Raw genomic sequence first — 21,228 nt, 5'->3', positions numbered from 1 at the left:
ACTAACTTCAGTAAGAATTAACCGAATTCAGAAGGGGCTTAATCCTTTGTGTCTAAATAATAGAGAACGGGGTTTTTACCCATTATCTAATAATTCTTCTAACAAATCATTAAGTTTAATACTGGCAAAAGATGAAGCATAATCACTCATAGCATAAGGAATAATAAGTTCATTGTTGTGGACAATTGCCCCACAAGTATAAACTACATTGGGAACGTACCCGGAACGTTCATCTTCATCAGGTAACAAAAGGGGTTCTTTTAACCTACCTATTACCTTTGCAGGGTTATTTAAATCAAGAAGGCAGGCTCCCAGGCAATACTTTCTTACCGGTCCTACCCCATGTGTAATTAACAACCATCCTTTCTCTGTCTCGATAGGGGAACCACCATTCCCCATTTGGACAAATTCCCATGGATGTACCGGCTCAGATAAAATCTGGGTATCACTCCAACGGTAAAGCGTATCAGAAAACATGATGTAATTGTTAACCCCGTCAATTCTGCTTATCATAGCATACCTGCCATTAATTTTTCGAGGGAAAAGCGCGAGATTTTTATCTATTGCATATCTCCCTGTTAATGGAAACATTTTAAAAGTCAGGAAATCTTTTGTTTCTATTAATTTGGGGAGAATTGAGTATCCATCGTATGCAGTATAAGTTGCATAGTAAGTTATTTCTCCGTTATCTTTGATAAACCGGGTAAATCGTGCATCTTCAATACCGTTTTTTTCAAATTTAGAAATGGGGAAAATCACCCGTTCCGATAAATCAGTATCTAATGAAAAGCGAATCTCCGTATGTGAATCGGCCAACCAGAGAATCTCATCAATAATTCTTTTTTGCTCAAATGTATAATCATTGTTTTGTTGTTGCAGGATATTAACAAGTTCTTTTAATTGGTCATAGGTAAAGTCATTGGGTAGCTCTCTCAATATTTTTTCTGAAAAATCCCCGTCAATTTCCAACTCCCGCAGTGCCCGGATAAATTCTTCTTTATGGTAAATGTGATTTTTTATACGTTCTGCTTCTCCGATTTGGTCGCCTGTTTCAAGCATTTTTATCTCATTATTTTCGTCAATTACAGCCCTGCGGAAAATAAGGGATGAGATATGGCCCTCTCCGGTGGCCCTTAAACTAATAATAATTCTTTTCTGACCTTCCTTAAGTTCACTTTGGTCGTAATCTTCAACAACCGAAGGGTTAAAAAGGGCAGCAGACTCAAGTGCATATTCCATTGAAAAATAAGAGCCTATTAATAATTTTCTCCTTTCAGAAAGATGTTGTCCATTTGAGAATTCCATTACAAGGGGAACTACTTTCTGAAAATTTCGTTTAAAAATCCCGGTAATGCTGCGATGTCTCTTTGAAAACTCCCTAAGAATCTGATGCATCATCGCTTCAACCTCATCCTCACGAAGAAGTAATATTCTTTTTATCAGTCTTCTTGCCCTGTCATCTCCATTGTAAAAAAACCGGGCAATTACTCGCTTGTTGTCAGGAATAATGATTGTGTTTTTTCGTTCAACTGGCAATCTCATATTTTATAAATTTTTAATGAGGGCTTCGTTGCCCCCCATTTTTATTTTTAACATGAGCGGGGAATTAATCCCATTGAGATTTAACTCACTGATATTTAACAAGAAAAGAGGCAAGACTGATTTTGTCCTACCTCTATTTTTAACCTACGAAATTTTAATTTCTTTTGCAGGTTTTGGTTTTACTTCTTCGCGTTTTGGAAGTATTACATGAAGGATTCCGTCTTTGTATTTTGCTTCAATTTTATCAGCATCCACAATTTCTTCCGAAACATTAAATGAACGCTGGAATGATTGATAACAAAATTCTCTGCGTGTCACTTTTTCCCCTTCTTTTTCTTCATGTTTTGCTTCTTTTTCAGAAGAAATAGTTAACCTGCCATTGTCGTAATTAATCCTAAAATCATCTTTTTTCAAGCCCGGGGCAGCAACCTCAAGCTGAAAATCGTTTTCGGTTTCTTTTACATTTACAGCAGGTAAAGTTGAATTTTCTCCTGCAAAATTTGAACTATTCCAATCCATTAAATTTCCTTCGAAGAAATTGTCAAATAATGAAGGAAATGATGGGAACCAACTGTTTGATAATTTAGCTAGTGTCATAATTTTACCCTCCATTTTTTAGTTAAACATGAATTTTAATTTGTCCGAAAGGTAAATTCCAAATGATATGCCAATTAGGAGAATACAAAAAGCATAAATATTGTAAGTTATTGATTATCCGGTAATAGAAAATTTGTCTCAAATGTAATTTGCTTTCTTCTTATGGAACCATAAAAGACATATTGTCGCTGCCAATAAAAAAAGCAAAGACATATTGGCATTCTTTTGAAATGATTCTCCCATCTTTTTTTTCTTTTGAATTTGGTATATTACTTGAAAATCTGGATAAGAGACTGTAAAAACGATAAATAACCAAAACTATTTAAGCCATGAACTACAAAATTATAAATGAACAAATCATCAAAAATAAAAGGGAAAGAAACAGGTTAAAAGAACTAATTGGTGATAGAATAGGAAAAATAAGTTCGCTAAATAACAGTAATTTTGAAGGCATAATTTTTGAATTTTATACTGACAGGACAAAAAGCAGAAACTATCAAGTATCGGCAATTGTAAAAACAAGAAACGATATATTTCTACTGCAGGAAAAAAATATGGAGCCTGCAGATTGTATCTTACCTTTATTCAATAAGATTGAAATTAAACTCAGTAAAGAAATCCATGAAGAGAAGAAGTATGAATTAAAAGGCCGCCAAACCCGTCAGAGTCAAATTTTCAGCAAAAATATACCTCATTTAAAACGACTGAAGATTGAAGGTTCAAAGGAACTTTTTGACAGGCTTTTAAGAATACTGCTAACTCAGTTGCCAAATTATATTCGGCGGAGATTAAAATTGGCACATGCAGCTCATTATATCAAAAAAGGCAGATTTACACTTCAGGAGTTAATCGATGAGCTTTACCTAATTATTTATGATAATATTGAAAAAATTCCAGATGGAGAAAACGAAAGCCGAATTTGGCTGTATAGAAAAGCCGAAGAATTTTTGGATAAAGAACTGAAAGAAGCTGACTTTGAAAAGAAACATAAGGAATACCTTGAGAAACTGATGGAACCGGAGTATGAAGCCATGGAAGAAACCTTTTCGATAGATGCCGAATATGAAATTATACCGACCGGTGAACTTTACGACTACAAATGGCTGACCGAAAAATATTCTGCAAACGATTTATTAGATTCTGAGGATGAGGAAAGTATTCTTAGCGATATTATGCTTCGTTTCAACAGCGATCAGATTAACAGCATAATTCTGAAGGAACTTTTGGGGCTCCCTATAATGAAAAGAACTATTATGGATTTGTATTTGATTGACCAAATGTCAGTTGAGGAAATCGCTTCAATCAAAAACCTTTCAAAAATTGAAGTGGAAGCCATAATACGTGAAGTTACCCTGACATTGAAAAAAAGATTTATTCGTAATTTAGAGCAGCTATGAAAAATACGAAGAAATATAATATAGGACTGGTTTTAAGCGGTGGTGCGGCAAGAGGCCTTGCGCATATTGGTGTATTAAAAGCCATGCACGAACGGAACATTTTTCCCGATGTTGTTTCGGGTGTTAGCGCAGGGTCTATTGTGGGGGCTTTTTATTGCGACGGATATACCCCAAAAGAAATTTTTGAGATTTTTAATCGCAGAAGGTTGTTTGATTTTGTAAGATTAGGGTTGCCAAAATCAGGTTTTCTTGAAATGTCCAAACTCGAAGAGGTGATGAAAAAGAATTTAAGAACAAAAAGACTTGAAGACTTGAAAAAGCCATTTTGGATAACCGTGACGAACTACTGTACAGGAAAGACGGAATACATAAACAACGGGAGCATTGTTGATGCGGTAATTGCATCGAGCAGTATTCCGGTGCTATTTAAACCTTATAAAATCAATGGCAATTACTATATTGATGGAGGAATAACCAATAATTTCCCAACCGAGCCGATAGCCGATAGCTGTTCAAAATTAATAGGAGCTGCTGTTAACCCAATAAATGTGGTAAATAAACCTTTGGGTATTGTTCCAACAGCATTACGGTCGTTTCAGTTAAGTATCTCGTCAAAAATACATGATAAAAAGAAAAATATAACCATTTTTATTGAGCCCAAATTATTAAGAAAATATGGATTATTTGATGTGAATCACGGTAAGGAAATATTTCAAATTGGTTACAATGAAGCAAAAAAAGTTTTTGATGAAGAATATGGAACCTAATAGCTTAAATTTAGAAATTGTAAATTAACAGAGCCACATATACAATATTTTAGTGCTTGGAATTGAAAAAAAGTTCATCCAATTAACAGAAAAATACTCATCTCTCAATTTTATTTTAGTCTTTAAACGCTCATCGAAAATGAATGGCTTCGTTTCAATGGTTTTGGCTTCTACACTCAAGGGATGCAGAGGGTTCATTATATAATAATTAAGTTCATCCTGGATGACTGCTGAGGGTATTAATAACAAATATTTCTTGTCCATTAAGAAGTCTGTGCCTATTATTTAACGAGAATATCAAACAACCTTTTCAATGATGATAAGTATGGTTGATATTGCAGGGATTGTAATTGTGGCATGTTGCATCCTTTCGGCAGGATATTTCTTGTTGAATGGCGCGAAAGGCGTAAAGGTGCAGGAAACCGAAGCTGAAACACCAGAAAATAACGAAAGCATTGTTGGTATAAGCAAAACCCGCTTAGGGCAATATACCAATACGCCTGTGCAGAAATATGCCGGGAACCGCCGTGTCGTTCCCCCGGAAGAGATGGAGCAGGTTTTCTACACACATGAAGAAGCCCGGCTAAATATTGATGTGGATATAGAGCCACTGCAAACGTTAAATGAACAGGAAGATGAAGAAGGTGAACTCCAGTTTGAAGACACTGAACTTGTTCCTATATTGGCAACAGGGGCAAGTTTTGACGACCTTGCAGAAATGTCAGAAGCCATACAATCGCACCTGCATGAATTGTCAGAGGCACACATTGTAAAAGCTGCTAAAATAATCAGAACGGTAAATGAAACCGACCTGCTTAAACAGCTAATAGGCCAGGTGGAAGGCGGGGAACAAAAGGTTGCCAGTATCCTGGACAGGTGCGAGGAAGAGTTGAAAAAATCAGCCAGACAGGAATCCGAAACAGATGACGTGGAAGGGTTTGATTTGGAGAGGTATTTGTGATATTTTCTACGAAACAGAATAATATAAGTTTGGCAAAATTTTATATTTTCTGCCTGTCTTATAAAAATTGGTGTTACATTTACAGCAAAAATAATTTTGACTGAAACACTGGAACAACATATCGAACGTTACTTCCGGGAAAGTGAAAGGCTTTCCAAACAAAAACTTGTCTTTTCAATAAAGGAAGATTTTCCTCATTGGTCTGATAATACGATTAACATGTATTTGTCAAAATTGAAAAAAGAAGGAAAAATCAGCACCCCTGCCAAAGGGTTTTATGAATTAGGCAGCATAACCCTGTTCAAACCTGAAATTTCAAACGCTTTAAAAAAAATATACAACAAAATAAAACAGGCGTTTCCCTTTATAACTTTTTGTGTATGGGACAGCGCCTGGCTTAACGATTTGATGCGGCACCAGCCATTTAAACGTTATATGGTGGTTGAAGTGGAAAAAGAAGCTTCTGAACCTGTTTTTGGGTTTCTCAATGGAACATTCAAAAATGTGTTTCTGAACCCGGATGAAGAAATATTTGACCGGTATATCCAGAATCCGGATGAAGTTATGATTGTAAAAAACCTGGTTTCAGAAGCACCTTTAGCGGAAGTACAAAAGATAGTTGTTCCGGCTTTGGAAAAACTTTTGGTTGACATGTTGGCCGACACCAACCTTTTTTCGGCCCAGCAAAACGAAACAGAATTCATAATGAAGACAGCAATGGAGAAGTATGCAATAAATGAATTGAAAATGAAACGTTATGCCCTCCGCAGGAACAGGGAAAATGAAGTAGAAAAACTGATTAATATAAGTTTGGCAAAAAAACAATGATTGTGCCGATATTATACACCCTATGATAGATAAAAAATCACTTACAATAGAATGGATTACCGGATTGAGAGGTAGGTTAGGGAAACGCATTGACCCAAAGCTGATTGAAAAAGTAATTTATGCTTTGACCTTTCTGGAACAATTGCGGTTGAATAATTTGGAATTTGTTTTTAAAGGAGGGACCGCATTGCTGTTGGCAACTGAAACCCCAAAACGGTTTTCGATAGATATTGATGTTATTACTCTGGAGCACGAAGACAAAATCAGGGACATTCTCGATAAAATAAGCCGGTTGGATACGTTTATCCGTTGGGAAGACGACAACGACAGGAAACATTCTCCCGGCGCACCGGTCGGGCATTTCAAAATGTTTTATAAAAGTGTTGTGGATGGGCATGAAGAACCGGTTTTGCTGGATTTATTGTATGCCCCGAACCCATATCCCCAAACCAGGGAATACCCGGTAAAACACAATTGGCTGGCAACTTCAGGCGAAGACACATTGGTTGTTTTGCCTACGTTTGAAGCTATCCTGGGAGATAAATTAACCGCATTTGCCCCTAAAACAACCGGTATCCTGTACTCCAAAAACCGGCCGGTGGAAATCATTAAACAGTTATACGACATCGCATTCCTGTTTGATAGGATAACTGACTTTAATGTAGTCAGGAACAGTTATTTAAAAGTGGTACAGGAAGAAATTGGCTACCGGAACCTGGAAATAAATTGGGATGAAGTATTAAAAGATACCAGGGAAGCCTGTTACACGCTTGCCGAAAGGAACTTAAAATCAGAAGAATTCAATCACCTGCAATTAGGAATTAAAAACTTCACGAATTTTACGGTTGAGCGTTTTGCAATTGATGAAGCTATAACAGCCGCCGCGAAAGTGGCCTACCTGACTTTCCTTTTAAATAATGGCAAAAACCAGGAAATAGAAAGGTTTAAAAATCCGTTGGAAATCAGGGAATGGCTCATTGAAGGCCAGGAATTTAACAAACTCAACAAATTGAAAAAGACCAATGCCGAAGCTTTTTTTTATTGGCATAAGAGCTTGAACAAAGGCTGATATAAATGGATTAGAAAGAACTTCTTACCAAGTCATTTTTTCTTTTATCATCTACTTATCTGTTTCCGCCGCCCCGGACAAAAAACGACAATTAGGGACACCTTAACCACACCCACACAACTTCCTCCAAATTGACTATACGTTTGCGCAAGTATTAACCGCCGGGGGATTTTACCCGGCATAAAACTGTAAGCGTATGGTAAAAAAAGTAATTTCATTTTTCGTATTTGTTCTTTCCTGGGTTAGTCTTCTGGCCCAGGGAGACGGCAGTGCCGGTATTACGGAAGCCACCCAGATGGTTACCTCGTATTTCGACCCGGCGACCAAGCTGATTTACGCCATTGGGGCCGTAGTCGGCCTCATTGGCGGCATCAAAGTGTACCAAAAATTTTCAAGTGGTGACCCGGACACCTCAAAAACAGCAGCCTCGTGGTTCGGTGCCTGTATTTTTCTGATTGTGGCAGCCACCATTTTAAGGTCTTTTTTCCTTTAAGCTATGGCCGAATTTACAATCAACAAAGGCATAAACAAGCCAGTCGAGTTTCAGGGGTTGAAGAGCCAGTACCTGTTCATTTTTGCAGGCGGGCTGCTCGGTATCATCATCCTTTTTATGGTGATGTACATGAGTGGTGTGCCACAAACTGTATGTATTGGGTTCGCCGTAATTACCGCCCCGTTGCTTATCTGGCAAACTTTTTCCTTTAACAAAAAATACGGCACCCACGGGCTGATGAAACTACAGGCCGTAAAACGGTATCCCCGCAGGTTGATAAACAGGCGGAGGGTGCTGAAACTGTTAGTCAGAGCCAGGTAAAATAATCACCTTAAAATTACAGTCATCCCAATGAGAAATATTTTAAAGACAAGTACACTGGAACAAAAATTCCCGTTACTGGCAGTAGAAAATGGTTGTATCATTTCAAAAGATGCAGATATTACCATTGCCTTTAAGGTACGCCTGCCTGAACTCTTTACGGTCAGCGCAGCAGGGTATGAAGCGTTGAATTCGGCCTGGTGCAAGGCCATAAAAGTACTGCCCGATTATTCAATTGTGTTGAAGCAGGACTGGTACTGCGAGGAAAAATATGCCCCGGAAATACAGGAGACAGATAATGCATCCTTTCTTTCCCGGAGTTTCCAGAGGCATTTTAACGAACGCCCTTTCCTGAACCACTATTGTTACCTGATGCTGACTAAAACGACCAAAGAACGTTTAAGGCAGCAAAGTACCTTCAACAGCCTTGCGAGGGGGTTTATCGTCCCCAAAGAAGTTAAAGACAAAGAAACAGCAAACAGGTTCCTGGACGCGGTCAGCCAGTTTGAACGTATTATGAACGACAGTGGTATAGTAACGCTGGAACGGCTGTCCACAGCCGAAATTGCCGGAACAGATACAGAAAGTGGTATCATTGAAAAATACCTTGCCCTCACTCAGGACAACAACCCGGTATTAAAAGACATGCGTATTGACCCCGGCGAAATGCACATCGGCGACAATGCCCTTTGTCTGCATACCCTCTCAGATGTGGGTGATTTACCGGGAAAAGTAACCACAAACTACCGGTATGAGCGGCTCTCCACTGACAGGAGCAGTTGCCGCCTGTCTTTTGCATCGCCGGTGGGGCTGCTTTTGGCCTGTAACCACATCTACAACCAGTTTGTGTTTATTGACAACCACGAAGAAAACCTGAACCGCTTTGAAAAAATGGGGCGCAATATGCAGTCGCTGTCCCGGTACGGGCGGGGCAACATGGTAAACAAAGAATGGATTGATTTGTACCTGAACGAAGCGCACGCCCGGGGACTGATTTCCGTACGTGCACATTTTAACGTGATGGCATGGTCTGACAACCCGCAGGAATTAAAGATGGTTAAAAACAACGTGGGTTCCCAAATCTCACTGATGGGCTGCCAGCCACGGCATAACACCGTCGATGTCCCGACCCTTTACTGGTCGGGCATCCCGGGCAATGCGGCTGACTTTCCGGCAGAGGAAAGTTTTTATACTTTCATCGAACAAGCCTGTTGTTTTTTTACCGGGGAAACGAATTACCAAAGTTCACCGTCGCCGTTCGGGATTAAAATGGTTGACCGGCTTACCGGGAAACCATTGCATGTGGATATTTCCGACTTACCCATGAAAAAGGGAATTATCACCAACCGGAACAAATTTATCCTTGGGCCTTCGGGAAGTGGAAAATCCTTTTTCACCAACCACATGGTAAGGCAATATTTTGAACAGAACACGCATATTTTACTCGTGGATACAGGGAACAGCTATAAAGGGTTGTGTGATTTAATCCACTATAAAACAAGGGGTGAAGACGGGGTATATTTCACTTATACCGAAGACAACCCGGTTGCCTTTAACCCATTCTACACCGAAGATGGGGTATTTGATATTGAAAAAAGGGAAAGCATCAAAACCCTTATCCTTACCCTATGGAAAAAGGACAGTGAAGTCCCTACGCGGGCGGAAGAAGTAGCTTTGTCCAATGCCGTGAACAGCTTTATCCGGCTTATAAAGAAAGATTCCGGTACCATTCCCTCATTTAATACCTTTTATGAGTTTGTCAGGAAGGATTACCGGGATGAATTGCATACAAAAAATGTCCGTGAAAAGGATTTTGACGTGGATAATTTCCTGAACGTACTCGAACCCTATTACAAAGGGGGCGAATATGATTTTCTGCTGAACTCGGACAAGCAACTGGATTTGCTCAACAAACGTTTTATCGTTTTTGAGCTGGACAATATCCGCGACCATAAGGTATTGCTCCCCATTGTGACCATTATCATTATGGAAACATTCATTAATAAAATGAGAAGGTTAAAAGGTATCCGCAAGATGATATTGATTGAAGAATGTTGGAAGGCACTGACTTCTGCCAACATGAGCGAGTACATCCGGTACCTGTTTAAAACAGTCCGAAAATACTTCGGCGAAGCTGTAGTGGTCACCCAGGAAGTGGACGATATTATCAGTTCTCCCATTGTAAAGGAAAGTATCATCAATAATTCGGATTGCAAAATCCTGCTTGACCAACGCAAGTATATGAACAAGTTTGATGCAATACAGGAACTGCTCGGGCTTACCGAAAAAGAACGCGACCAGATTCTTTCCATTAACATGGACAATGACCCTAGCCGGAAATACAAGGAAGTATGGGTGGGACTGGGCGGGGTTCAGTCTGCGGTTTATGCCACAGAAGTTTCTTTGAGTGAATATGTTACTTATACAACCGAAGAAACGGAGAAACTCGAACTCACCCGCCTGACCGAAAAGCTGGACGGGAACATTGAAATGGCCATCAAACAATTGGCCGAAAGCAAACTAGAATCTTAACTCATTAAAATTTAAAACATCAAAGTATGCGAACACGAGTAATAATAGCAGGACTGCTAATCCTGCTCGGAACATCCGGGCTAAAAGCACAGTTTGTCGTTACCGACCCGGTAAACCTTGCACAAAGTATTGTCAACTCTGCCAATGAGATTGTACAGACTTCAAGCACGGTATCCAACGTAATAAAAAATTTTCAGGAAGTAAAAAAGGTTTACCAGCAGGGAAAGGAGTATTATGACAAACTCAAGGCGGTTCACGACCTGGTCAAAGACGCTTATAAAGTGCAGCAAACGCTGCTCATGATTGGTGAAATTTCCGATATATATGTCAGTTCGTTTGAGTTGATGTTGCAGGATAAATATTACACCGCAGAGGAGTTGGGGGCCATTGCCTTTGGTTATACAAAGCTACTGGAAGAAGGGGCAGCTACCCTCAAAGAGATGAAAGATGTCATCAGTAATACCGGGCTTTCCATGACCGATAAAGAGCGCATGGATATTGTTGACCGGTGCTATAACGTAGTGAAACATTACCGGAACCTCACCCGGTATTATACCAACAAGAATATTTCTATTTCACTTATACGGGCAGAGCAGGAAGGTGATAAAGCCAGGATACTGGCGCTTTACGGAAATGCTGAAGACCGGTACTGGTAAAATTTTTGTTTATGGATACATTCGATAATTTACACCAGGCGCTACGGGTGCTTTATAGCGAGATGATGCCCCTTTGTTCGGATATGACAGCGGTTGCCAAAGGTATTGCCGGGCTGGGCGCCTTGTTTTATGTGGCCTACCGGGTGTGGCAGTCGCTGGCACGGGCAGAACCAATTGACGTTTACCCCTTGCTACGCCCTTTTGTCATTGGCCTGTGCATCCTGTTTTTCCCGACAATCGTCCTTGGAACAATGAATGCCGTGTTAAGCCCAATCGTGCGAGGGACAAACGGCATACTGGAATCGCAGGTGCTGGACCTGGAACAACTGAAAAAGGATAAGGACACAATTGAACGGGAGAAAATGCTGCGAAACCCGGACGAAGCTTACCTTGTGAGTGATGAAGCATTTGACAAGGCCATCGATGAACTGGGATGGGGACCAAAAGACCTTGTAACCATCGCCGGAATGTATGCCGAGCGAAGCTGGTATAACCTGAAAAAATCTATTCAGGAGGCTTTTCTCAATCTGTTGGAACTGATATTTCAGGCTGCCGCTTTGGTAATTGACTGTCTGCGGACTTTCTTTTTAATTGTACTGTCCATTCTTGGGCCAATTGCATTTGCATTCAGTATCTATGATGGTTTTCAGAATACACTTGTTACCTGGCTTACACGGTACATCAGCATTTACCTCTGGCTACCGGTGGCCGATATTTTTTCTTCCGTACTGGCCAAGCTCCAGGCATTGATGATTCAAAAAGATATTGCAGAAATGGCAGCCGACCCGAATTTTATCCCGCAGGGTACTGACGGGGTGTACATTACTTTTATGCTTATCGGGATTGTCGGGTATTTTACCATCCCAAGTGTGGCCGGGTGGATTGTACAGGCCGGTGGCATGGGAAATTATGGAAGAAACGTAAACAGCGCTGCCATGAAAGGGGCTTCTGTTGCATCTGGAACGGCTGGCGCTGCCTCCGGGAATATTACAGGAAAAATATTAAAACGATAATCGAATCATTTAAAATTATGGAATTTAAACCTTTAAAGAATATAGAAAGCAGTTTTAAGCTGATACGGCTGTTCGCCATCATCTTTGTTTGTGCCAGTACAGTTGTAACTGTTTATGCTCTCTGGAGTTCCTACAGCTATGCTGAGGCCCAGCGTCAAAAAATTTACGTGCTCGACCAGGGAAAATCTCTGATACTGGCCCTTTCGCAGGATTTGGCACAAAACAGGCCGGTAGAGGCCAAAGACCATATCAGGCGTTTTCATGAATTGTTTTTTACTCTTTCGCCCGACAAGGATGCCATTGAACACAACATCAACCGCGCCCTTTACCTCTCTGACAAAAGCGCTTTCTCCATCTACAAGGATTTGGTAGAAAGCGGGTATTTCAACCGAGTGATTTCGGGCAACGTAACCCAAAGGATATGGGTTGACAGCATTTCGTGCAACTTCAATAACTATCCTTACGAAGCTACGGTTTATGCACGGCAACATATTATCCGGGAAACTACCGTTACAGAGCGCAGGCTGGTTACATCCTGCCGGTTGCGCGATACTTCGCGCAGCGACAATAACCCGCACGGGTTTATCATTGAAAATTTCAATATAAGGGAAAATGAAGATATGTCAACGTTGGACAGATAAAGGTCTTGTAGAGAAAGAAATATCCGTGACTGCTTTTCGGCGCAGGTTAAAGAATGCCTGTGAAAAGCTTACACAAAGGCAACGCAAGCTTGCTGTTTGGGTTTTGCTTATTGTATTTACTGTTTTGGTTTTGGGTTCCGTTTCGGACATTTTCCGAAATGGGCCAAAACTTTCAGAACCAAAGCATATTGTTCCTCTAAAAATATTGGAGAACTCCAAGGACACGGTTTCACATAAAATCACAAATAATGAAAGAGAACAACAATAAAACGGGGCAACGCAAAATACTGACCCCGGAACAACTGCAGAAGCGCAAAAAGATAGTCATTTTCCCGCTGATGTTCATCGCTTTCGCAGCGGCAATGTATTTTATCTTTATGCCTTCGTCCCGGCAAGGGAAAGAAAAGAAAGGGCTGAACACCGATTTACCGATACCAAAAAACGAAATCATCGGGGACAAAAAAACAGCTTACGAGATGGAACTTTTCGGGAAAAAGAAAAACCGGCAAACGCTGTCCCTCGAAGATTATGGTGTTAAGCCTGACACGGGAAAAAGCAAGATTATCACCAACAGCATCGGGAGGAACGCCTCACAAAAAGCACCGCAATCCTCTATCCGTTCATCGGCTGAAGCTTACAAAAAAGTAAGCAGTGATTTAAACACCTTTTTCAACGAGCCGCAGATAAGCTCACGGGAAAAAGAACTGGAAGGGCAGGTTGAAAAATTACAGGCGGAATTGGACGGCAAAGAAAACGTTGACAGTGTCAGCCGGATAGAACAACAACTCAAATTAATGGAGGAAAGTTACAAATTGGCTGCAAAGTATATGCCACAGGGGCAGGTAGAACAATTGGAACAACATCAGGATAAGGATTTAGTACCGGAACCTCTCCTGAAAGAAACCAGAAACATTGTCCCGGTTGCTAAATTGGGAACAACTGAAACAAGCGCACTCCATCAACAAGTGGAAGATTCTGTTTTCCTGAACAGATATGCCCAGCCTGTGAATACCGGCTTTTACACGGCAGGTGAGAACCATGTTAGGGTTTCCTCAAACACGGTTAAAGCCTGTATCCATAATGACCAGGTAATTTTTTCAGGCCAAAATGTAAAAATACGTTTGCTGGAACCGATAAAGGCAGAAGGGGTAATAATCCCCGAAAATGAAATGGTTACCGGGATTGCTGTTATCCAGGGCGAACGGTTGGATATTACCATCAGCTCGCTGGAATACAGGGGCAGGATAATCCCTGTGGAAATTTCGGTATATGATACGGACGGGCAGCCGGGAATTTTTATTCCCGGCTCTGTGGAAACCAACGCCCTGAAAGAGGTTGCCGCATCAATGGGACAAGGCGCAGGTACAAGCATCAGCATTAATCAGGGGACAACCGCAGGTCAGCAATTGGCTGCCGACGTGGGCCGGAGTCTTATCCAGGGGGCTTCGCAGTATGTTTCAAAAAAACTGCGGACACCTAAAGTCACCCTGAAAGCCGGACACCGCCTGTTGTTAATGCCTTCCAATTAAAACCAGATTGTATAATTCAAAAATCCATCAACATGAAACAATTATTTCTCACATTTGTATTTTTTGTAACCTTGACACTAACATCGTTTGCCCAAAACAGTTTTACCAAAGTTATCTCAAAAGACAGGGTTATCCCTTCGTATTGTATCGAAGTAACCTTTGATAAAACCACCCATTTGATTTTTCCTTCGGGTATTTCATACATTGACCTCGGTTCGTCCAATATTATTGCAGGCAAAGCAGATGGCGCTGAAAATGTGGTCAGGGTAAAAGCTGCCATTATTGGTTTTAAAGAAGAAACCAACTTTTCAGTGATTACCGATGAAGGCAGTTTTTACTCCTTTATCGTGAACTATTCGGAGAACCCCGAGAAGCTGAACATTGAAATGAAAGATTTTCTTCACAATAAAAAGCCGGGCAATAAACCGGAAAATACGCAAGAGGTACATCTTTCTGAGTTGGGGAACGAGTCGCCCCAAGCCGTTCGTTCTATAATGGAGAAAATCCATAAAACAAACCGAAAGCGGATTAACCATATTAATAGCAAACAGTTTGGCATTGAGTTCCAACTCCGTGGGATTTTTAGCCACAACGGACTTTTATTTCTGCATACCGAAATCAGGAATACCACCGCTATCCCATTTGATATTGATTTCCTTGTTTTTAAAATAGTCGATAAAAAGGTTGTTAAACGGATGGCGATACAGGAAACTGTTATAGAGCCGGTGCGGGCCTATAATTACCTGACCTCAGTAAAGGGCAAGGAAACAGAAAGTACCGTTTTTGCATTTCAGAAATTTACCATCCCTGATAAAAAACAACTGGTTGTTGAGCTGTTCGAAAAGAATGGTGGCAGGCACCAGCGGTTTGTTGTGAAAAACGGGGATTTGGCGAAAGCCCAACCAAGCAAAAAACTTTGACCGTGTCTTTTCCTATTTGTGGGGTTTATATGAAAGGCAACCCGGCAGTTGCCTTTCGTTAATTTATCGGGGTGTTACATTTCCCCTTTATCAGCGAGCGAATAAAATGATTCACTGGTGAAAATAATGTGGTCCAAAACCGGAAGGTCAAGTACTTTACCGATTTCAACAATTTTGTTTGTGAGTTTTAAATCGGCATCACTTGCCTCCAGGTTCCCACTTGGGTGGTTGTGGCATAAAATAATCGAGCTTGAATTACATTTCAAGGCAGTTTGAAATATCAGCTTTGGGTCAACAACTACTCCTGACAAACCACCGGTAAACATGTTTGAGATTCCAATTACCCGGTTTGCCCTCGATAACAGCAATATTTTAAACGACTCGCGGTGGTCAATATCTACAATCCAGGAAGGATATACCAAATCATATACATCTTTTGAACAGGTAATTTTTGGTAAATCCGTCAACTTTGATTTACGTGAATAAGAAACTGTAATTTCATTAAGCGAAAATAAATTAGTCATTGAAGTTACCCATGCCTTTGGGATTTATTTTGGCTTCCGGCACGCCATTAAATTTTGGCGTACCGAATTGAGCCGGATGGATACTTGTCAAGGGTGCATGTCAGTTTGTTTTTTTCTTCCTCAAAACAAACTGAACGAATCCAAAGGACGGCTGGCAACATAAAACAAACAAAAACAGCCGCCCTTGACTTTTCCGGACGGCGATGAATAACTTGGCCAAAAGTTTAATGGATGGTAATAGTAAGGTAGGCTTTGAGAATTATTTATAATGAATTACTTCTTGCTAAAAAAAAGCACAAGGGACAAGTAAGCTGGAAATGATAAAATAGTTACATATCTATGTAACTTCAACTTTAAAAAACAGGATGTTACTTATTAAAAAAACAGGGACAAATTCCTTGTCATCCGTATAGGAAACGCAACCAGCCCGACAAACAAGGATAAGACCGCCTTTATAAAAAAATAAAGCACCCATCCCAGCACCGGTAGAAAAAGAAATATTTGCGGGGTTATCCGTGTTAAGGTTTTCCATCCGGATACAATGCCAAGCCCCATATAAATTAAGAAAAAATGGCTTTTCCAGAAGCTGTCAGGGGTTTTATAAGTATCATTTACCAACAGGTCAATGATAATACTTATGGGCAATCCTATTAAAAGAGTCAAGATTATCTCAGCTACAACTGTTCTTTTTTGCTTTTGCCGGGAATCTGAAAAACAATCCGGGCAAATTGGTTTTGAAAACTTATTGGTACATTCAACACACAATCCCTTACCACAAACCTGACATTGAGATACAGCAGTTTCGGATGGATGGTTAATGCAATTCATTGACAATTGAATTCGAGTAAGTGTTTTAAAGTTACGTAAAATCTTTCTATACAAAAAAAAATAATAACTACTGAGTTAGTTACTTTTCATCGTTCCGATAATTAAAGTTTGAGTTTCTTTCTTTGCGTTTCTGCATTCATAAAACTCAATACAGCATCGTAATCTTCAACTAAAAAGTTCGATACTTCTCCGCTTGGGTTCACAAAGAAGTTTCTTGCAGTGAGGAACTTCTATTTTTTTGAAAGTTTTTTATCGCTGCATTGCCCGGACCCGTAGCTTAACTGGATAGAGCACCTGACTACGGATCAGGAGGTTAGGGGTTCGAATCCCTTCGGGTTCACTAAGGAGTTTCTTGAAAACAGAAGCTCCTTTTTTTATGCATTCAATTTTCAGGTCTCGAGAGTTTCTCCGTTATCCAATTTCGGACCTGAAATGGCCTGTTTCTCTCAAAATATGCCCCAACAGACTTTACGTTTGTTAAGGTTTTTTAGATAAATCTTTACAATTTTTAACAGAAATAATTCGTCGAACCCCTGGATGCGCGGTTATCTTTGTGGTACATTTTTTTTCATAAGTTTAGGTTTAGTTAGGTTAGTTAGTTTGGTTAGTTTTAGTAAAAGGATGGACCGCCCGGTCCGTCCTTTTCTTTTTTAACTTTTAAAAAGGTCGGAAAAGGCTCTGTTGAAAAGAGCATTGAAATGAAGAAAACGTTTATTTAATCTTTAGTTAATATTATTTGAAGCGTCGCGAATTATTTTTGCAACGATTTCATAAGTTTAGGTTTAGTTAGGTTAGTTAGTTTGGTTAGTTTAGTAAAAGGATGGACCGCCCGGTCTGTCCTTTTCTTTTTTAGTCTTCGAAGAGGTGCATGAGTTCGTCTTTGGAGACAGAGCGGAACGGGTTATTGGAATTGATGAATTTTTCGGCCAGCGACGATTTCTTTTCTTTCAGCTTTTGAATCTTCTCTTCAATGGTTCCTTCGGTGATAAAGCGGTACACAAATACTTTCTTGTCCTGTCCGATGCGGTGAGCACGATTCACAGCCTGCATTTCAGCTGCCGGGTTCCACCATGGGTCAACGATGAACACATAGTCGGCAGAAGTTAGGTTCAGGCCAACGCCGCCTGCTTTTAGTGAAATAAGGAATAAGTTGTTGTCGGGATTCTGCTGGAAATCGTCGATCACCTTTTTGCGGTCGCGGGTTTGTCCTGTCAGTAGACTGTAGTTCCAGCCATTGGTCTCAAATTCTTTGGCCAGCAATTTTAATTGTCTGACGAAGGAGGAGAAGATGAGAATTTTGTGCTTCTCGGCAACCAAAATGCCCAGCATGCGCAAAAGCTCGTTGAATTTTCCCGATTCAATGTGCTGGTTGTCCTCAATCATGGCCGGATGATTGGCCAGCTGTCTCAATCGGATAAGGCCTTGCAGTACCACAAAAGCTGACTTCTCGAGGCCGATTTCTTCGATATTTGAAAGAATGTTGTTCCGGATGGAAGACTTTTCAGCTTCATATGCCTTCTTCTGCTCCGGCGTCATGTCTACATACCGGATTAATTCGCTCAAAGGCGGAAGATCGCGGGCTACCTGCTCTTTCGTTCGCCGAAGGATGAAGGGCTGAATGAGTTGCTGCAGTTTTTTTTGTGCTTCTTCATCGTTTTTTCGCTCGATAGGAGAGATAAATTCGCGTTTAAACCAAGCCAGACTTCCGAGTAGTCCTCGGTTCAAAAAATTGATTTGTGACCACAAATCGGAAAGCGAATTCTCAATGGGTGTACCGGTCAGTACGAGCCGGTGCGAAGCATTCATATCATTAATGGCCCGGTAGGTTTTCGAGCCCGAATTTTTAATGTATTGCCCTTCGTCGAGAATGAGGTAATAAAACTGGTATTGCTTCAGGAATTCCCGATCGTTGCGCACGGTTCCGTAAGTGGTGAGAATCACATCATGCTGGTGAATAATATCCTGCATGTTGATTTTATGCCGGCGGCGCGCACCTATATATTTATAGTACCTGAGCGTTGGCGCAAACTTCAAAATTTCATCTTCCCAGTTGTGAACAAGAGAAGTCGGCAGCACAATCAAACTGGCAGGCTGGTGATTCTTCGAAAATTGCCGGTTTTTTCCGTTGTTGTCATCTTCAACCTGGTCGAATAACGTAGGATATCCGTTGACTTTGCGTTGCGTTTTTACCAGCAATGCCAGCGTTTGCACCGTTTTTCCCAATCCCATGTCGTCCGCCAGACAACCGCCAAAATGATGCTGGTGAAGATGATACATCCAGCCAAAGCCTTCTTCCTGGTAAGACCGAAGCAGAGCATTGAGCTTTTGTGGCACTTCCGGAGCTTCCGGTTGTTCCTGAGTCAGTGTCTCAAATTTCTTCAGGTACTTCTTATGGATGCCGTTCAGGTTATTTTCCAGGACCGGGAAATGGTGTTTTCGAAGCTTCAGATGTTCAGTATCCGCTTCCGAAAGCGTGAAAATATCGCGGTAGCGGGCAAACCACTCTTCCGGAAGAACTGCAATTTCGCCGTTAGGCAATTGAAATTCCCGGACCCCGTTGAGGATATTCTTTTTCAGCCGGACAAAAGGGAAACGAAACTCACCAAAATTGACATAAGCGTAAATGTCGAACCAGTCGCTTTCGTCACTTATCTCGATGTTGAGAGTATGACTTCCAGTGTAGTATTTCCGGTCGAGGTTGTGCTGTTCCAGTTCAATGCCGGCTTCTTCCAGCTCCTGCTGATGATTATTCAGCCAGTTGATTAACGAATAGAAGTACTCGCTGCTCGTAACATCTGAAATCCCCTCTGGGTGAAGTCCGGAAGAGGTTTTGACCAATCCCATTTTCCGGAGCGACTTCAGTAAATCTTTCTCCCAGTTCTTGTCTCGCTCGAATTTGTAAAAGGTGTAATTTCCATTCTGCTTACGCAGATAAACAGCCTGCATCTCCTTGTCGATATAAGGAAAATCGCGCTGATTATACCTGAATTTAAGCATCAGGCGCGGATTCTTTCGCTGGTCTTCCTCTAACGAAAGTATGGCTTTCTTTTCCGGATTTCCTTCTACAATATCAAAACCCTTGGCGTGAACCTGGTGATGACGAATGGTGCTGAGGACAAACGTTCGGTAGTACTTGTCTTCCACACTGCGCGGAATGCTGACGTAGTTTTTTTCAAAGAAAGGAAGCAGCTTATTCCCGGCCAGGTTGTCGAAGAAATAAAGTTTTCCCTGGTAAAGCAAGCGGCAAGGATGATTGGTCAGCAGAATCACGTTGCGGTGTTGCAGTGAGATCTCCTGCTCGTGGTAACGGATGGTTAGATAATAGCGGGTTTCGTGCTCAAGTCGTTCGAAATTGAAAACAGCGCTGGTGTCGCGGTAGCATAGTTCTATCCGATCCTCTTCATATAAATTGCTGTATTTGGACTCTTTCCGGTACAATGGGATGGAATCCTCTTTCAGCAAATCAAGGCATTTGAGTATTTGCTTTTCGATGTACGGAACCACCTGTTTCGTGAAAGTATCCAGGTCGATGTGTTTGAAGAAATCATTCAGTCCGCCCCGGTTACCGAACTGTTCCAGCAAGTTTTCATTGCTGTATTTCTCCATCAGGCTAACCAGTTTCTTCTCGGTAGGAGAGTAGGCATAATCTCCGTCATCGAGGTTGTGGCAATGGATTTTCTTTACGACAGAATAGAAAGTGTTCGTCCCTTTCTTCTCAACCAAATAAGGGGCAAGAACGTAACCCAGATTCCGGTGTTCCGTGATGGCAATAATGAACTGTAGACTCACAAATAATCCCTCTTTGTTAGCTTTTGCCTGAATGGCATGAATTAAACGGAGTAGCGGTTCAACCGCCGGCTTTCTTCACTTTGTAACCTTCGTTGGTCAGAAGTTGCATGGCTTTGTCGCGGAAATCGCCCTGGAGCAGAATTTCACCGTTTTTCACCGATCCTCCGACTCCGCACTTGCTTTTCAATTGTTTTCCCAGTGCTTTCAGGTCGTCTTCGGCACCGACAAACCCGGTGATGAGTGTTACCTCTTTTCCTTTTCTCTGCTTCCTGTCGAGCATGATTTTCAGATTCTGTTGCGAGGGCGGCAATGTTTCTTCCTCTTCCTGCTCGTTGTATTCGTAATCAAACTGGTTATCGGTCGAATAGACGATTCCCTGCCGGTCATTCTTTTTCTTGTTTTTTCCCATTCTATCAATCAATTTTAACGCGATGCACACCGGATACACAATGTAGATTCGGGCATGATAGCGATGCGTCCCCACGGAATTTCCTGGCCGCAGCGGGTACACTTCCCGAAGTCAGGAGAATCGATTTTCTCCAGCGCCTCTTCTAGTTTCGACAACTTCAATTGCTTTTTTCGCATGGCAGCTTCGTTCACGCTACGGTTATTAATTGCGTCCATCCGGCTGACTCGTCCAATGGCACAATCCGGAGCCTCCGGGCGTGTCAGCTCTTTTAAATCGAGCAGCTCTTCCTTTAGTCCGGCCACTTTCGTCGTCATGGTTTCCCGTAGTTTTTCCCGATCTTCTTTCGTCATTTTCTATCCGGTAATGAAACTGTCAAGTTCTCAATCCTTAATATTTGGTATCCGCAAAAATC

General features: G+C 41.3%; 20 protein-coding genes and 1 tRNA gene. 15 read left to right on the top strand and 6 right to left on the bottom strand.

Annotated elements, in window-relative coordinates; translation table 11 throughout:
* Positions 1-75: 75 nt before the first annotated feature.
* A complete protein-coding gene (locus AC060N_RS14630) occupies positions 76-1,542 on the bottom strand; it encodes a glycoside hydrolase family 130 protein (protein ID WP_479524466.1) in 1,467 nt (488 codons plus the stop codon).
* A gap of 144 nt (positions 1,543-1,686) precedes the next feature.
* Positions 1,687-2,154, bottom strand: a complete 468-nt coding sequence (locus tag AC060N_RS14625; RefSeq protein ID WP_479524465.1) for an Hsp20/alpha crystallin family protein — start codon at positions 2,152-2,154, stop codon at positions 1,687-1,689.
* A gap of 314 nt (positions 2,155-2,468) precedes the next feature.
* Between AC060N_RS14625 and AC060N_RS14620 the strand changes: the two genes are divergently transcribed.
* The 14 genes from AC060N_RS14620 (at position 2,469) to traN (ending at position 15,266) form a co-directional block, all read left to right on the top strand.
* Complete coding sequence (locus AC060N_RS14620) at positions 2,469-3,536, top strand: hypothetical protein (protein ID WP_479524464.1); 1,068 nt, start codon at positions 2,469-2,471, stop codon at positions 3,534-3,536.
* The gene (locus AC060N_RS14615) at positions 3,533-4,303 is read left to right on the top strand and encodes a patatin-like phospholipase family protein (protein WP_479524463.1); all 771 of its coding nucleotides are present in this window, start codon (positions 3,533-3,535) and stop codon (positions 4,301-4,303) included. Before AC060N_RS14620 ends, AC060N_RS14615 begins: the two co-directional genes overlap by 4 nt.
* A 325-nt stretch (positions 4,304-4,628) precedes the next feature.
* Positions 4,629-5,264, top strand: a complete 636-nt coding sequence (locus AC060N_RS14610) for a hypothetical protein (protein ID WP_479524462.1) — start codon at positions 4,629-4,631, stop codon at positions 5,262-5,264.
* Positions 5,265-5,360: 96 nt separating this feature from the next.
* Entirely contained in the window at positions 5,361-6,092 is a 732-nt protein-coding gene (locus tag AC060N_RS14605; protein ID WP_479524461.1) for a DUF6577 family protein, read from the top strand.
* A 22-nt stretch (positions 6,093-6,114) separates the two neighbouring features.
* A complete protein-coding gene (locus AC060N_RS14600) occupies positions 6,115-7,161 on the top strand; it encodes a nucleotidyl transferase AbiEii/AbiGii toxin family protein (RefSeq protein WP_479524460.1) in 1,047 nt (348 codons plus the stop codon).
* Between the two features lie 196 nt (positions 7,162-7,357).
* Complete coding sequence (locus AC060N_RS14595) at positions 7,358-7,654, top strand: DUF4134 domain-containing protein (RefSeq protein WP_479524459.1); 297 nt, start codon at positions 7,358-7,360, stop codon at positions 7,652-7,654.
* A 3-nt stretch (positions 7,655-7,657) separates the two neighbouring features.
* Positions 7,658-7,975 carry a DUF4133 domain-containing protein gene (locus AC060N_RS14590; protein ID WP_479524458.1) on the top strand — a complete coding sequence of 106 codons (318 nt, stop codon included), beginning with the start codon at positions 7,658-7,660 and terminating at the stop codon, positions 7,973-7,975.
* 30 nt (positions 7,976-8,005) lie between these two features.
* On the top strand, positions 8,006-10,507 hold the full coding sequence (locus AC060N_RS14585) for a TraG family conjugative transposon ATPase (RefSeq protein ID WP_479524457.1): 2,502 nt from the start codon (positions 8,006-8,008) through the stop codon (positions 10,505-10,507).
* A 26-nt stretch (positions 10,508-10,533) separates the two neighbouring features.
* Entirely contained in the window at positions 10,534-11,163 is a 630-nt protein-coding gene (locus tag AC060N_RS14580; RefSeq protein WP_479524456.1) for a DUF4141 domain-containing protein, read from the top strand.
* Positions 11,164-11,174: 11 nt separating this feature from the next.
* Positions 11,175-12,176 carry a conjugative transposon protein TraJ gene (gene traJ / locus AC060N_RS14575; RefSeq protein ID WP_463233109.1) on the top strand — a complete coding sequence of 334 codons (1,002 nt, stop codon included), beginning with the start codon at positions 11,175-11,177 and terminating at the stop codon, positions 12,174-12,176.
* Between the two features lie 17 nt (positions 12,177-12,193).
* A complete protein-coding gene (gene traK, locus AC060N_RS14570) occupies positions 12,194-12,817 on the top strand; it encodes a conjugative transposon protein TraK (protein ID WP_463233111.1) in 624 nt (207 codons plus the stop codon).
* Entirely contained in the window at positions 12,789-13,085 is a 297-nt protein-coding gene (locus AC060N_RS14565; RefSeq protein ID WP_463233113.1) for a TraL conjugative transposon family protein, read from the top strand. The genes traK and AC060N_RS14565 overlap by 29 nt, the downstream gene beginning before the upstream one ends.
* Positions 13,066-14,346, top strand: coding sequence for a conjugative transposon protein TraM (gene traM / locus AC060N_RS14560; RefSeq protein ID WP_463233115.1), 1,281 nt, complete (start codon positions 13,066-13,068; stop codon positions 14,344-14,346). The genes AC060N_RS14565 and traM overlap by 20 nt, the downstream gene beginning before the upstream one ends.
* Positions 14,347-14,378: 32 nt before the next feature.
* Complete coding sequence (gene traN / locus AC060N_RS14555) at positions 14,379-15,266, top strand: conjugative transposon protein TraN (RefSeq protein WP_463233117.1); 888 nt, start codon at positions 14,379-14,381, stop codon at positions 15,264-15,266.
* A gap of 74 nt (positions 15,267-15,340) precedes the next feature.
* Here traN and AC060N_RS14550 read toward each other — a convergent pair whose 3' ends face one another.
* Complete coding sequence (locus AC060N_RS14550; RefSeq protein WP_479524455.1) at positions 15,341-15,790, bottom strand: JAB domain-containing protein; 450 nt, start codon at positions 15,788-15,790, stop codon at positions 15,341-15,343.
* Between the two features lie 1,094 nt (positions 15,791-16,884).
* Here AC060N_RS14550 and AC060N_RS14545 point away from each other — a divergent pair.
* Positions 16,885-16,958 (top strand) — tRNA-Arg (locus AC060N_RS14545).
* Between the two features lie 509 nt (positions 16,959-17,467).
* Here the strand turns inward: AC060N_RS14545 and AC060N_RS14540 are convergent.
* From AC060N_RS14540 to AC060N_RS14530, 3 genes are read right to left on the bottom strand one after another with little or no spacing between them, the layout of a single operon-like run.
* On the bottom strand, positions 17,468-20,407 hold the full coding sequence (locus tag AC060N_RS14540; RefSeq protein WP_479524454.1) for a DEAD/DEAH box helicase: 2,940 nt from the start codon (positions 20,405-20,407) through the stop codon (positions 17,468-17,470).
* Positions 20,408-20,465: 58 nt separating this feature from the next.
* On the bottom strand, positions 20,466-20,816 hold the full coding sequence (locus AC060N_RS14535; protein WP_479524453.1) for a translation initiation factor: 351 nt from the start codon (positions 20,814-20,816) through the stop codon (positions 20,466-20,468).
* A 14-nt stretch (positions 20,817-20,830) separates the two neighbouring features.
* Positions 20,831-21,166, bottom strand: coding sequence for a TraR/DksA family transcriptional regulator (locus AC060N_RS14530; protein ID WP_479524452.1), 336 nt, complete (start codon positions 21,164-21,166; stop codon positions 20,831-20,833).
* Between the last annotated feature and the right edge of the window lie 62 nt (positions 21,167-21,228).

It is taken from the genome of Prolixibacter sp. DSM 2831, assembly GCF_056493735.1.
Note: the sequence above shows the minus strand (reverse complement) of the source record. Positions and strands in the feature narration are given on the sequence as shown.